The sequence below is a fragment of the Robertmurraya sp. GLU-23 genome (assembly GCF_052983275.1).
Genome location: NZ_JBRKCV010000012.1, coordinates 107539 through 121672, shown reverse-complemented (window position 1 = coordinate 121672; position 14134 = coordinate 107539). Strand labels below are relative to the sequence as shown.

General features: G+C 37.0%; 12 protein-coding genes. 2 read left to right on the top strand and 10 right to left on the bottom strand.

The annotated features are described in order from the left end of the window. Window positions 1–75 precede the first annotated feature (75 nt). Entirely contained in the window at window positions 76–954 is an 879-nt protein-coding gene (locus ACVBAX_RS17785) for an aldose 1-epimerase family protein (RefSeq protein ID WP_447118208.1), read from the bottom strand. Window positions 955–1140: 186 nt separating this feature from the next. On the opposite strand from ACVBAX_RS17785, the gene ACVBAX_RS17780 reads away from it, so the two are divergent. After that, window positions 1141–1767, top strand: coding sequence for a metal-dependent hydrolase (locus ACVBAX_RS17780; protein ID WP_447118207.1), 627 nt, complete (start codon window positions 1141–1143; stop codon window positions 1765–1767). A 102-nt stretch (window positions 1768–1869) separates the two neighbouring features. Here ACVBAX_RS17780 and ACVBAX_RS17775 read toward each other — a convergent pair whose 3' ends face one another. From ACVBAX_RS17775 to ACVBAX_RS17735, 9 genes are all read right to left on the bottom strand, one after another. Next, complete coding sequence (locus tag ACVBAX_RS17775) at window positions 1870–2403, bottom strand: M15 family metallopeptidase (protein ID WP_447118206.1); 534 nt, start codon at window positions 2401–2403, stop codon at window positions 1870–1872. A gap of 117 nt (window positions 2404–2520) precedes the next feature. Further along, window positions 2521–4362, bottom strand: coding sequence for a carbohydrate-binding domain-containing protein (locus tag ACVBAX_RS17770; RefSeq protein ID WP_447118205.1), 1842 nt, complete (start codon window positions 4360–4362; stop codon window positions 2521–2523). 113 nt (window positions 4363–4475) lie between these two features. Further along, window positions 4476–6407, bottom strand: a complete 1932-nt coding sequence (gene fbp / locus ACVBAX_RS17765) for a fructose-1,6-bisphosphatase (RefSeq protein WP_447118204.1) — start codon at window positions 6405–6407, stop codon at window positions 4476–4478. A gap of 133 nt (window positions 6408–6540) precedes the next feature. Continuing rightward, a complete protein-coding gene (locus tag ACVBAX_RS17760; RefSeq protein ID WP_447118203.1) occupies window positions 6541–7026 on the bottom strand; it encodes a nitroreductase family protein in 486 nt (161 codons plus the stop codon). Window positions 7027–7053: 27 nt separating this feature from the next. Continuing rightward, window positions 7054–8895 carry an ABC transporter ATP-binding protein gene (locus ACVBAX_RS17755; RefSeq protein ID WP_447118202.1) on the bottom strand — a complete coding sequence of 614 codons (1842 nt, stop codon included), beginning with the start codon at window positions 8893–8895 and terminating at the stop codon, window positions 7054–7056. Then, window positions 8888–10621: an ABC transporter ATP-binding protein gene (locus ACVBAX_RS17750; RefSeq protein ID WP_447118201.1), complete on the bottom strand. Its 1734-nt coding sequence runs from the start codon at window positions 10619–10621 to the stop codon at window positions 8888–8890. The genes ACVBAX_RS17755 and ACVBAX_RS17750 overlap by 8 nt, the downstream gene beginning before the upstream one ends. 124 nt (window positions 10622–10745) lie before the next feature. Next, complete coding sequence (locus ACVBAX_RS17745; RefSeq protein ID WP_430773499.1) at window positions 10746–11207, bottom strand: MarR family winged helix-turn-helix transcriptional regulator; 462 nt, start codon at window positions 11205–11207, stop codon at window positions 10746–10748. Window positions 11208–11670: 463 nt separating this feature from the next. Beyond that, complete coding sequence (locus tag ACVBAX_RS17740) at window positions 11671–12627, bottom strand: siderophore ABC transporter substrate-binding protein (protein ID WP_447118200.1); 957 nt, start codon at window positions 12625–12627, stop codon at window positions 11671–11673. Between the two features lie 174 nt (window positions 12628–12801). Next, on the bottom strand, window positions 12802–13368 hold the full coding sequence (locus ACVBAX_RS17735) for a GNAT family N-acetyltransferase (protein WP_447118199.1): 567 nt from the start codon (window positions 13366–13368) through the stop codon (window positions 12802–12804). A 284-nt stretch (window positions 13369–13652) separates the two neighbouring features. Between ACVBAX_RS17735 and ACVBAX_RS17730 the strand changes: the two genes are divergently transcribed. Then, entirely contained in the window at window positions 13653–14093 is a 441-nt protein-coding gene (locus ACVBAX_RS17730) for a DUF5392 family protein (protein ID WP_447118198.1), read from the top strand. Window positions 14094–14134 lie beyond the last annotated feature (41 nt).

Sequence of the window (14134 nt, the reverse complement as noted above, 5' to 3'; positions counted from 1 at the left end):
TTAATAACGTAATAGATAAAATGAAAGAACTCCTAAAAATGTAAGAGTTCTTTCATGTTTAAATTAAAATGTCTATTATTTAAATCTCATTGAATACTCAGTATGGAAAGTATTTCCTGGTTCAAGCATATTATTACCAAACTTTTCACTAAAGTTCCCTGATGTATCATATGTATCGGCCACCCCGTACCAAGGTTCTATGCATACAAATGGTGCAATACTGCCATCTTCATCGATATATTTTGACCAAATTCCAACAAACGGAAAATTTTCAAACATAACTTCTACACCATGACTGGATTTATTTGATACCAATGTAATCTTGTCAATATTGCTGAATACGAGAGCATCATGCGCAAATAATGAATTCGTTAATGGCAGCATTTCAATATCATAAACACTCCCTTTCTCGTGAAGCAAAGAGTTCTGCAACTCATATTCCATTACACTCTTATCTTCAGCAGGAGTAAAGTGTAGACGGTAATCCTCAATGGTTTCATTTTCTAATAGAGGAATCTTAAAGGCAGGATGAGCACCAATAGAAAAATGCATTTCCTTCTCATTTTCATTCACAATTTCCCAATGTACAATCAGTGAGTCGTCTTCAAGCATATACCGGATAATCGCTTGAAACTCATAAGGATACACCTCTCTAAAACGTCCAGCCGATTCAAAAATAAACGTAGCATTTGTTGCTGTCTGCTCTAGTACATTAAATTCAACGTCACGTAAAAAACCATGTTGTGACATCTTATACGTTTGACCATCGATTTGATATTGATCATCTTTTAATCGTCCTACGATCGGAAACAATACTGGAGACACTCTTCCCCAGTATTTGTTGTCCCCTGTCCACATATAATCTAGTCCATTTTTCTTATGCTTTACTTTACGCACTTCTGCTCCATGACTGTCTATACCTACCTTCAACCATTCATTTTCAACAGTAATCATATTCTCATTCCCTCTTCTTTCTAGTCTGATATGTATAAATTCTATACTAAAAGACTCACTCCCAAAAAGAAAGGCTTAGTGATTTGATACCAATAATAATTTTCTTCTAAACAGAACAGATGTTTTGTAGTAGAATATACAAAGTGTTTTGATTTACTACATAATAGATTTATAGAGGTGGAAGAATTGAATGGTACATTGCATGCAGCAGTAGGTTCAGCAACAGGATTTGTCGTCGCAAATTCATTACAAACATCACCGACTGCAACACTTTTGTTAATCGGGTTGGGAGGAATTTCAGGTTTAATCCCAGACCTGGATATTGACGGAAAGCTTCGTGGTAAAATTACCCTTTCACATAAAGTGATTCGGCTATCTGCTCTAATCATTGGAATAATGATGGTTATCTATAGTTTCTTTGAGAAGTCAGAGATTGAGAGATGGTTAGGAGTAGGTATCGGTTTAATGATCATGTTGATCTCATCATTAATTAGGCAAAAACATATGTTAACTATTACTGGAATAGCTGTTTTTGTAGGTGGATTTTCTATAGAGGAGCTTTGGGTCATTTTATTGGGGATATATATCATGATAGCATCTGTATCTTCGCATCGAAGCTATACCCATTCATTAGTTGGAGTGGCTTTCTTTGGCTTTATTGCTTCCCTTTTTGAGTCCTCACTTAGAATTGAGGGAGTGTTCTATGCTAGTCTAGGCGGTTACATTAGTCATTTGATTGGAGACTTAAAAATACTTCCGTTTAATAAACGAGGAGTAAAGATGTTTTTACCACTTTCATCCAAGGAAATATAAATCCGCACTTTGGCAGTAGTATGAAGGGAAAAAAATGCCGATCACCAATATAAGGTAATCGGCATTTTTTCTATTATTTTTAATAAACTCAGGTACGATTGATTAATAGGCTGTCAGTGCCTCTTCTGTTGGTCTTTCACCTCTTTGCAATTCATTAAGACTTAGACCAAAATCTAGTTGTAGATGGGGGTAATCTTCGAATCCATTCCAATCTCCTCCCCATTCAAATCCAAGTTTCTTAGCCCTTTCAACCACTTCCATCCAATCTGCCGATCCATTTCCATTTCCATCAAACTCCATATCCCAAATAACCTGTCCTGCTTCTGTCTTTAGAGCAAAGTCGACTGCAAGTCCAAAATTATGAAGTGACTCTCCACCCTTTGCATACGTAACAATACTACCTGCTGTCGTACGACCTTGTTCATATAGTCCATTTTGTTCCTCCACACTGCGGAAGCCATCCGTAATAACGACCGTAATTCCTTGATCCGCCATATTTTGAATGAGTTGATTTGTCCGCTCTTCTACTACTGGATGAAGAGTGGTTGGTAATGGGACATCTTCTTTTTTTATATATTGGTAGTATATAATAATTGCAATCAGAATCATGCAAATGAACATCCAAAATCTTTTCATGGCTGCGTTTCCTTTCAAAAAGTAGATCATACAGTATATAGACGTTCGAGAGTATGAATAGTTTCATTTTTTCATAGAAATTAAAAATCGAAAAGAGGGTGACTTCACCCTCTTGTTTTACCCATTCAGCCTTGTCATCACATTTGAGATTGTAAAATCTACTACGATAGTGCCACCGCTATAATCGCTGTCAGTGTATAAACCATTCGTTTCCGTTCCTGTTGAAGAACCTCCTGAATATAATGTATAGCTAGAATCTTTTGCTAAGTCCGGTGAACTAATATATAGGGACTGATAATCTTTTTCTGGTGCAAATGTGGCGATCGTGTTTCCTTCACTATCTTCTAGATGTACCATTGTTCCTGCCGCCTGCGATTCTGGATAAGTCATCATAATTGAATATTGACCAGACGTCTCGGAGCTAGTTTGTGTTTTCGTACTTCCAGCTGCTACTAATACTCCTCCCGTTATTTCAAACGTCTCCACATAGTCTATTTGACCATTTCCATCATCCGTTGGTCCATTCACAACAACTGTACCATCCGTCATAACAAATGATCCGTTGGAATCCAGTCCATCTCCCAGTGAATTTACAGATACATATCCGCCTGTAATCTGAATAAGATGATCCTCTGTTGTACTTTCCACCATGTTCTCTCCTGAGGAGTCAGCTCCACCACCCACATTTAGTCCATCATCAGCAGAAGTAATGTCGATTGTACCACCCGCAATCGCAACAATTTTACTTTCGATTCCTTCATAAGTCTTTGTAATTGTAAGATTTCCACCTTTAGTTACTACCGAAGAATCGGCGTGAATCCCATCATCTCCGGATGCGATTGTAAGTTCCCCAGCTTCGAATAGAACACTATTGCCACTGTGAATGGCATCATCATATGAATCAATCGTAAATGTTCCTCCACCAATTGCAAGCTCTGTTGTTGCTTTCAGACCTTTAGAGCTCGTTATTTCTGTAGTGGTTGTGGAGTCATCGGAGTGCCCTCCACTAGCAAACTCATTTATTCCAATGGTTTCAGGACTTCCACCACCCGTTGCAATGGTATACTCTCCATCTAATACATACAGGGAAGTTTGAGCTTGGATCCCGTCATTGTCTGCTACAATGTTATATGTTCCACCTTCAAGGGCAATATTTCCTTTTTCAGCATCTTCATCATTTGTTGATTTGATTCCATCACCGCCGGCTGTAAGTGTCAAATTCCCATCTTGAACAGCTACTAAATCACGTCCAACAATCGCATCATCTTCAGCCGTAACCTCAATATTGCCACCTGTAATTCTTAATTCATCTTTTCCAATTATTCCATCATTAAAGTTCGCCTCTACATAAAGCTTACCATCACCATTAATGGTTAAATGATCTTTACTAAAAATAGCTGAATTGGGTTCCTCTTCTTCTGTATCATCGTATACATATTGCGTTCCATCAGAAATTGTATTCTCTGTCCCCTCCGGTAACGATATCACCGTCTTTTCAGCATCCTTCACATAAATGGGAGCGGAAGTACTGCTATGAATGTCTACTCCATTTAAGACAAGTCGAACGGTACTTTTATCCTCCGCTTCCACAACGATTTGACCATCATCTAATGTTCCACTTAGAACATAGACCCCACCCGTACGGATGTAAATCGTACTTTCAGACACAACCACAGCTCCTGCTCCTTCATAGGAGGCTGTTGTCCCATTTAATTGAATATACGTTGGGTCCTCATCTTTCCACTCTGTATAAAGATCATCATCGCTGTATGTAGCTAGCTCACTTACAACTGTTTGTATATTCCCATCACCAATCGTACTTAATGTGTCAATATTTACTCCAGATGCGGTACTAGTTGATGTTGAAGTAACTGACTCCTCACTATTGCTACAAGCAAATAACAAGGTTGCACATACCAATGGTGCCACCCACTTTGTAAATCTATTATTTTTTTTCATTATTCGGCTCCTTTTTTTCTTGTTGAGCCTATTATGTTATATCAACCTTAACAAAACCTTAAAGATAAAAAGTTTATGTAAAAAAATAGGACAGTTTAATTCACTGTCCCGGCTTATTTCATATATCGATATTCTCGCAAACTATTCAAAATAGATATTTCCTGTAATAACTCTTCTCCCACATTTGTTTCTCTTACCTTTTTTCTTTCGAGTTCTTTATCTACCAATCTTTTTACCGATAGAACATCTGTTCCATTACATAGAACATCTTGTTTTGAATTAAATTGCTTATGAGCCACCAGCTGCATACCGTACGAATTATATAATAACGTATAACCCGCTATCCCTGTTGTTGATTGATACGCTTTGGAAAATCCTCCATCTATGACAAGCATTTTACCATTTGCTTTAATTGGATTTTCTCCTTCGATTTCTTTTACTGGTGTATGACCATTGATAATATGACCTTGATCGGGATTCAGACCAAACTCGGCTAGAATTTTACGGCATATGTCCTCGTTTTCACGTAAATAGTAGTATGGGTTCTTTTTCTCTTTATGGGTTTCCTTATCTTTAATGAAGTATCGCTCAAAGGTTGTCATCGCTCTTTTTCCAAAGAGAGAGGAGTACTCTCCTGTCCATAAATACCAGACCATATCTGTCGCCAGATCATCTGTCTCTTCAGGATTTGCAAAAGAATGACGTAAATAATGTTCAAATTTATCCAGTAATTCCCGACCAGCATAGGTTTTATTCTCAATCACCATTTTCTCCATATATCCTTCTTCATCTAAAGGAATACAGCCATGGATTAATAAGTTTCCGTTATATCTCAAATAAAGACTGCCTTTTTTCATTAGAAAATTCATATGTCTTGCTAACTTTTCCGAATGCTGGACAGAAAATAACAGTCTTTCGATCACTTGAGCTTCTTCCTCTAATAATTGATCGGGTTGTTCTGGATTCACTGTAGCAAAGCAGCTGTTTTCCAGTTGGAATGTTTTCCCATGGATGGTAATTTCATTTCTGTCATAATCAATTTTCTCGAGCAAAAGTCTCTCTGACATATTAAAGTTCGGGCGTCTCTTTATGATCGGCATCTCTAGTTTAAACTGAATCATGGAAATGGCTTGATGAATTTTTGTAATTTGTAGTCGTTCATGTTCTGATAGTTTCTTATCTGAATGTACCTTTGGTCTAAAAGCGGGATTGTCATTATAGTATTTCTCCGCCAGATTAAGAAGCGGTCTAAGATTGATTCCATAAACATCTTCAATAATATCCAAATTATCATACCGAGCACAGATACGTATAATATTAGCGAGACAAACCTTTGAACCAGCGAATGCACCTAGCCATAGAACATCATGATTTCCCCATTGAATATCAACAGAATGATAATTGATGAGAGTTTCCATAATTTTATCTGGTTCAGGTCCACGGTCATAAATATCCCCAACTACATGAAGATGGTCAACTACCAATCTTTGAGTAGTATAAGCTAGACCAATTATGAGCTTTTCTGCCTGTCCTAAGGAAGTAATTTGTTGAACAATCTTCGTATAATATTGTTCCTTATTGTTGGAATCATCTGCTTTATAAAGTAATTCTTCAATTATGTAAACAAACTGATTGGGCAATGCTTTACGTAATTTCGAACGTGTATATTTAGAAGAGGCATAAGATATGAGCTTTATCATACGATAGATGATGACTATATACCATTGGTTAACTTCTTGATCACTTCTAAAAGTATTTTTTACTAACTGTAATTTTTCTTCTGGATAATATATTAATGTAGCAAACTCATTCATTTCTTTTTCAGTTAAAACATCTTGAAACAGGTCTTTTATTTTTTCCTTTACATTTCCCGATCCATTTCTTAATACATGCTGAAAAGCTTGATACTCCCCATGCAAATCACTAACAAAATGTTCTGTTCCCTTTGGAAGATTAAGGATCGCTTCTAAATTAATAATTTCCGTTACTACTTTTTCTTCACAATCATATTTTTGGGCCAGTAAATCTAGGTATTTTGGATTCAAGGTATGTATCCCCTTTCATTGTTCACCACTATTTTACACTTTAATAGATTTTGAGGAAATACTATATTTCAAAGTCAACCATAAAAAAGCAGTGATCTCCCTATAGGAGCCACTGCTTTCAAGTCACTATTTTTTATGGAAGATACTTCATTTTTTCCTGTATAGACGTTCTTTCTTTTGGTTGACTAATCTCTTCTGGATAACCTATGCCAAATACCCCGATACAATCGTACCCATCTGGAATACCCATGATTTCACGGTTTTTAGCTGCATTCCCCATGGAAGACCAGAAAGTTCCAACGCCTTCTGCCCAAGCAGCTAAATTTACGTTTTGAACAAAACAAGCGGTGGCAAGAACATTTTCATATGTCTCTATTTCCGTGGATCCATGTTTGGATAGAACGGCTAGTACAACAGGTGCATGACAAAAATTTGTTTTATGGTTTAATTTTGTTCTTGTTTCTGACCCAATCATATACACTTCCCATGGCTGAGTCATTTTATGATTTGGAGCCATCGTTCCGGCTTCTAACCATTTATTAATTTGTTCTGGTTCAACCATGTCCGATTTAAATTTTTTGATATTTCGTCTAGAATATATAGTTTCTAAAATATTCAATGTATTTCCTCCCCTTTGTTCTGATCATTAACTTACACGTTTAAACTGACTGGTATAAAGCTCATAATAAAATCCTTTTTTCTCCACTAATTCATTATGAGTCCCTTGTTCGATAATCTCACCTCCATTAATAACTAAAATTTGATCCGCTTCACGAATGGTGCTCAAACGATGAGCAATGACAAAACTCGTGCGATCTTTCATTAATTTTTTCATCGCTTCTTGAATATGCATTTCGGTGCGTGTATCAATACTGCTTGTTGCTTCATCTAGAATTAATATCGCTGGATTTGCTAAAATCGCTCGTGCAATTGTAAGCAATTGACGTTGTCCTTGGCTTAGGTTCGCACCCTCTGCCGTAAGAACTGTATCATATCCCCTCGGTAGCTTTTGAATAAAGCTATCTGCGTTAGCTAGTTTAGCGGCTTCTTCAATTTCTTCATCAGTTGCCTCTAATCTACCATATCGGATATTTTCTCGAATCGTATCTGAAAAGACATAGGCATCTTGAAGAACGATCCCTAATTTCCGGCGCAGACTATCCTTACTGATCTCTTGAATATTTGTCCCATCAATAGTTATTTTTCCATGATTTATTTCATAGAATCTGGTTAATAGATTCACAATGGTAGTTTTTCCAGCTCCCGTTGGTCCTACTAAAGCGATAGTTTCTCCTGGTCTTGCTTTTAAGGATAAACCTTTTATTACGGGTAACTCTTTCTTGTATCCAAATGAGACATCATCAAAAATGACTTCTCCTGTCATATTTGTTATTTCTTTGGAAGATTGATCATTATCAAACTCCGTTACTTCATCTAATATATCAAAAACTCGTTCTGCACCTGCTACCGCTGATTGAAGCATATTAAATTGGTTCGCCAATTGATTTATAGGATCACTAAATTGTCTAGAATACGTAAGAAAACTCACAACGACACCAACTGTAATGGCTTGCTCATAGGCCATCCAGCCTCCTGCTGCAGCAATGATAGCAAAGCTTATATTTCTCATCACATTCATGACCGGTCCCACTAGACCGGAATAGATTTGCGCTTGAATGGATGAGTCACGTAATTTCTCATTAATTTGTTGAAATTCCTCTTTCACTTTTTCCTCACGGTGAAAGACTTTGACAACTTTTTGTCCGGAAATCGTTTCTTCAATATAGCCGTTCAATTCACCTAAATATAGTTGTTGGCTTTTAAAGAATGTTCGAGTATATTTGGCTATTTTGGAGGTTAAAAACACAACTATGGGAATCGTTATGAAACTAACAAACGTAAGCCAAATATTTAAATGAATCATAAAAGCTAGAGCACCAATTAATGTTACTACACTAGAGATAAGAGATGTGAAGCTTTGATTTAATGTATTCGTAATGTTTTCCATATCGTTCGTTGTCCGGCTCATTATTTCCCCGTGGCTTCGACTGTCAAAATAACGTAAAGGCAATTTTTGGAGGTGAGAGAATAAATCTTTACGCATATCAAGCACCGTATATTGAGAAACAGACGCCATAAAAAACGATTGAAGCCATGTTGCTAGAGCACTAAAAACATAGATACCTAGAAGGGCGAAACATAGCCACAACAACCCATTATAGTCTTTTGGTATGATAAAACGGTCAATGAAGAGTCCTATGAGATAAGGTGCCATTAGATTAAAGGCTGAACTAAGAATGGTGAGAATAACGACAAGAATCAGACCCTTTCTTTGCTTACCAATATATGACCAAATTCTCCGTAACGTTTTCTTAGTATCATATGCTCGTTGGACAGGCATGTTCCCTCGAAATGCCCCTGGCCCTCCACCCATTCCCATTTGCGGTCCCATTGGTGGTCTCATTTGGGGGTTTCTCTGTTCAGCCATATACGACCTCCTCCTTCCCTAATTGAGATCGATAAATTTCCTGATAGACTTCACTCTGACACATTAATTCTTGATGAGTTCCTTCCGCCACAATCTTCCCATCATCGAGGACAAGAATTTTATCTGCTTCTAATACAGAGGAAATTCGTTGAGCAATCAGAAAAGTAGTGCTTTCTTCCATAAGTTCCTTAATTGCTTTCTGTATTCGAGACTCGGTCCCTAAATCAACCGCACTCGTGCTATCATCGAGAATTAATATAGACGGACGAATTAATAGTGCTCTTGCAATAGAAATTCTCTGTTTCTGACCACCGGAAAGATTAACCCCTCTTTGGCCAAGTATAGTATCATAACCGTCTGGCATACTCATGATAAAATCGTGTGCACTGGCCGCTTTTGCCGCCTTTTCCACATCCTCTTGAGTTGCATATGGCATTCCATAACAAATATTGTCTCGAATGGTTCCGCTAAACAAAATGGTTTGCTGCAAAACCACACCCATTTGCGTTCGAAGATGTTCTAATGACATATTACGAATATCCTTGCCATCAATGAGCACTCGTCCTGCACTTACATCGTATAACCTAGGAATTAAACTTACCAATGTAGATTTACCTGAGCCTGTGGCACCTAAGACCGCAACCGTCTGACCAGCCTCTACCAAAAAGGTAATATCCTTCAACACGGTTTCCTTCGATCGATCAGAATAACCAAATGAAACGTGATCAAACATGACTTCACCTCTAGTAATGACATGGGATACAGCACCCTTATAGTCAGTTAGATCGGAATCGGTGTTGAGAACTTCTTGTACACGGTCGGCTGACACCTTTGCACGAGAGATATTCATCATGATCATTCCAATCATCATGATGGCTGATAAGACCTGCGTCACGTAGTTAATGAAGGCAATCAGGTCTCCAATTTCGAGGGATCCATTCCAGGTCTGTCCAGCTCCAAACCACAGAATAATGACTAAGCTAACATTTATAATGATCATCATGACAGGCATGTTTAATGAAACAAGCCGAGTCGCTCTCACAGCCATATCGGTATAATCCGTGTTTGTACGACTGAAACGAGTATTCTCATAATCAGTACGAACAAATGCCTTCACCACACGAATCCCCATTAAGTTTTCTTGCAGAACGCTATTCACCTTATCTAACTTTTGTTGAACAGTCGAGTATAGTGGGAACGCGTAACGGATCAGTAAATACAAAACGACTAATAAAATAGGAATCGTTAGAACAAATATAATCGCCAGTTTTATACTTATAGTAAAAACCATAATAACACTACCAATGGTCAATAGCGGCGACCGGATACTTCTAAGGGCCATTAAAACAAACATTTGTAATTGGACTACATCGTTTGTCAACCGTGTAATTAAGGATCCACCTTCAAATTGATCCAAATTTTTAAACGAAAATGTTTGAACCTTATCAAATGCATCCTTTCTTACATCAGCAGCAAAGTTCACCGACGCTTTACTGGCAAATACCGTACAGCCTACGCCACCAAGTAGACCAAATAAAGCCGCAAGAATCATGAGACTACCTGTCTTTAATATGAATTCTAAATCATTGTTAAAGACGCCATGATTCACAATCTCCGCCATCAGTTTCGGCTGAAGCAAATCCATAGATACTTCAATAATCATAAATAACGGTGCCAATATGGTTGCTTTCCAATAGGGCTTTAAATATTTCATTAACTTTCTCATAAAACACCTCTCTCTAACAAGGCAAAAAAAATGATACAAGAATACTACGTTGAGTTGGTCGATTTCATTTTATATTATATAGCGAACCTAACTATTTAACCGGCTTAAAGCCGAATAAAACCTGCTAGTCTTCTTTCCTACAGTGTGAACCATGTGGCTTGAGATTTGCTGTCATTTTCATCATAATTTCAACCAGCGTGTTCTGTTCCTCCTGGGTTAGCTGATTAAAGGGACCAGCCAGCATCTCCATTCTGGAATGTTTTATTTTAGAAATCATTTCTTTTCCAGCCTCAGTTAATTTTACGATGCGTGTTCTTGCATCATTTTTATCCGGTTCACGGTAAACCGTCCCAGCTAACTCTAATCGATCAATCATTTGAGACATGGAACTCGAACGAACTTCTAGCCGATCCGCAAGCTGACCGATTGTACATCCATCTTGTTTGGCTAGAAAACGTAAAATCATCCACTGTGTCTTCGTAATCTCGGTTCCTTCTTGATTATTCCTTTGACTCCTCTTCATGTGTCGACCAATTGCTTGAACACTATCTACAAATTGCTCTAATTGTTTTTCCTCTGATTCCATTATTTAGTCACCTCATATTTTAAATAATATAGCGACCCTAAATATCTGTCAATAAAAACCCTTGCTACACCTCCTTAGGTACACGAAGTTGGCGTAACACTTTTGACTTGAAGATTTCTTTCATAAACTCTTCTACTGAAGAAAATTGTCTATTGTTATAGCATCTTTGAATGCTTTCTAGAAGTGAAGACGGTACTGCTTTGCTTTATAATAAAGGATAGAATTCATTTTCATAAGCGGATAATTTCCTGCTAATGTATATTGTGGAGGCTTTGAAAGCAGATATAAGCGGAGATATTCCGACTAACTGCTCTAAATAAGACAAAATCCAAAGATTTGGATCATATAAACGGAAAAGCTCCCTTTATTTTTAGGGAAATATGGGTATTTCCCTAGTTAAGCGGAATTTCACCGTTTATTTTTCAAACAAACAAAACCGGAACATTTGTCCCGGCGTTCCTTACTATTCTAGTGCTGCTTTTACTTCTTCCGTCATTGCTTGTGTAGATGTAATACCGTTCCCAGCAATATACCAGTTAACTGCATCTAGGTATATAATCTTTCCATTTTTATAAGCGTTTGTTTTCTTGACTAGCTCGTTTTCGATTGTTTCTTTCGCTCCTACTTCTCCACCGACAGCTGCAGAGCGGTCAATAACAAAAATTACATCTGGATTTTTCTCGAGAATGTATTCAAACGTTATGCTTTGACCGTGCTGAGAGACCTCTATATTTTCATCTACTGCCTTAAAGCCAAACACATCATGAACGAATCCGTATCGTGAACCTGGTCCATACGCACTGACTTTTCCTTCGTTAGCTAATAGAATCAGAGCTTTACTTTCAGATGCAGATGCTTCTTTATTCACCTCGTCTATACTTGTTTGTAACTCTTCCATTTTAGTTTTTAATACATCCTCTTTTTCAAACAGTTCAGCTATAATGTTGAAATTTTCTTCAAGGGAAGGAATGTAATTCGCATAATCAACATCAACAAAAATTGTTGGGGCAATCTCAGCAAATTGCTCATATAATTCAGCTTGTCTTCCTGAGATAAAAATCACATCTGGCTGTAATTCATGGATGGCTTCAAAGTCAGGTTCTTTTAAACTACCTACATTTGTATATTCGGAACCTTTGTACTTTTCTAGACTTTCAGGTACAATGGCCTGCGGAAGCCCTGCTACTTCTACACCTAGTGCATCTAATGCATCTAATATTCCAAAGTCAAAAACAACTACTTTCTCAGGATTTTTCTCAAGTGTTACTTCTCCGTATTCATGTGTGAACGTAACTTCCTTTAATTCTTCTTCTTTTTTCTCTTCTGTACTTCCACTTGTACTCGCTTCCTCCGAACTGCCACACGCTGCTAGTAAAAACAGCATGGTGAAAATAAGAGAAAATAAACCTAATTTTTTCATTTTTTCTTGTCTCCTTTTATGTATTGATAATGATTATCATTTTCATATTTACAATCTTATATTGATAAACAAATAATGTCAACAGTAATTGAGAATGTTTTTCAACTAGATTTATTTTTAAATAAAAAAAATAGGACTGCCCTAATGCAGTCCACTCCACAAAGGATGGATAAGTCATAATTCTGATTGAGAGAATTCCTCCTTCAACAATGAATACATATATAAATCATCAAATTTCCCGCAAGTATATTCATATTTTCTCAGTAATCCTTCTCTAATAAATCCCTGTTTCTCCACTAATCTTTGGGATAATAGGTTAGGAGGTTCAATTAAAGCTTCTATCCTTTGAAATCCAAATTGTTGAAAACCATAGGAAATGATCGCTTTTAATGCCTCGCCTGCTATTCCTTTTCCCCAGTAATCTCTACTCAATTCAAATCCAATCTCTGTACGGAAATGTTGAGAAGCAAAGTTATGAAAACCACAACTACCTATAATTATTCCTTTTTCTTTTAACGTAATTCCCCATCTTAATCCAGTATGGTTTTTTTCAAGGGATTGATACCATGATATCTCGTCCAATGCCTCATTGATGGTTTTAAAGGGTTCCAATCCATAATATTTCATTACTTCATTATCAGAAAGGTAGCTAAATATATCGCTCGCATCGTCTTTTGTCATTTTTCTCAATACTAATCTATCGGTTTCAAGATTTGGAAATGTATGAATGTCTATAGACATAGTTCCCCACCCTTATCAGTTATTTCTTTTCATCATTATACCATTTTTAGACAAAACGAATCATGGTTCAAAATTGACAGAAATACCTGTTTTCCCTATAATAAAAGTATAAATTTCATACTTCCTAAAGGGGAGTAGCTTTTACAACAAGGTCGTCATTACGGAGCAGCTGGCTCTCGGCTTTGTTGGCAACTACTGTTGTTAGCAAGACCTTTACCAATTTATTTTGGTAAAGGTCTTTTTGTTTTTCATCCAACAAATCAAGGGAAAGGAAGAAAAAAAATATGAAGCTTTTCACAAAGGAAATGCCCCATTATATTAAAAGAGAAATCGAACTCATGCAGGAAAAACTTTCTCCCTTAATGAAGAAGGTATCTAGATATGCGTTATGGACCATGCCCTTAATTTGGGTATCACTATTCAATCTTGGTTATACATTATTTTTCGGTGAGATTACTCAGGAAACCATTCCAACCATCCTCATCTACGCCATAATTGGTGCACTTGGATTCGCTTTATTTCGGGAGCTAAGATTCCATCAAAAAGAAATTCAGAAGCAAAGTTCGGCATATATTATTGATCGAATTAACAATAGTGAAGTTGCCACTGATTACCATAAGAAAGAATATATTACTCTTATAAAAGAACAGCCAAACGCTCATGCGATTAACCATTTTATTCAATTCTTAATGGAAGAAAATCAGAGAAAGCATATGCTTCAATAATAAATAAACACCCTGGAGATATGAATCTTCAGGGTGTTTAA

Coding starts and splice junctions, on each gene's coding strand:
- ACVBAX_RS17785 (WP_447118208.1), bottom strand. CDS start 954: ATGATTACTGTTGAAAATGAATGGTTGAAGGTAGGTATAGACAGTCAT.
- ACVBAX_RS17740 (WP_447118200.1), bottom strand. CDS start 12,627: ATGAAAAAATTAGGTTTATTTTCTCTTATTTTCACCATGCTGTTTTTA.
- ACVBAX_RS17730 (WP_447118198.1), top strand. CDS start 13,653: ATGAAGCTTTTCACAAAGGAAATGCCCCATTATATTAAAAGAGAAATC.
- ACVBAX_RS17745 (WP_430773499.1), bottom strand. CDS start 11,207: ATGGAATCAGAGGAAAAACAATTAGAGCAATTTGTAGATAGTGTTCAA.
- ACVBAX_RS17775 (WP_447118206.1), bottom strand. CDS start 2,403: ATGAAAAGATTTTGGATGTTCATTTGCATGATTCTGATTGCAATTATT.
- ACVBAX_RS17735 (WP_447118199.1), bottom strand. CDS start 13,368: ATGTCTATAGACATTCATACATTTCCAAATCTTGAAACCGATAGATTA.
- ACVBAX_RS17755 (WP_447118202.1), bottom strand. CDS start 8,895: ATGGCTGAACAGAGAAACCCCCAAATGAGACCACCAATGGGACCGCAA.
- ACVBAX_RS17770 (WP_447118205.1), bottom strand. CDS start 4,362: ATGAAAAAAAATAATAGATTTACAAAGTGGGTGGCACCATTGGTATGT.
- ACVBAX_RS17750 (WP_447118201.1), bottom strand. CDS start 10,621: ATGAGAAAGTTAATGAAATATTTAAAGCCCTATTGGAAAGCAACCATA.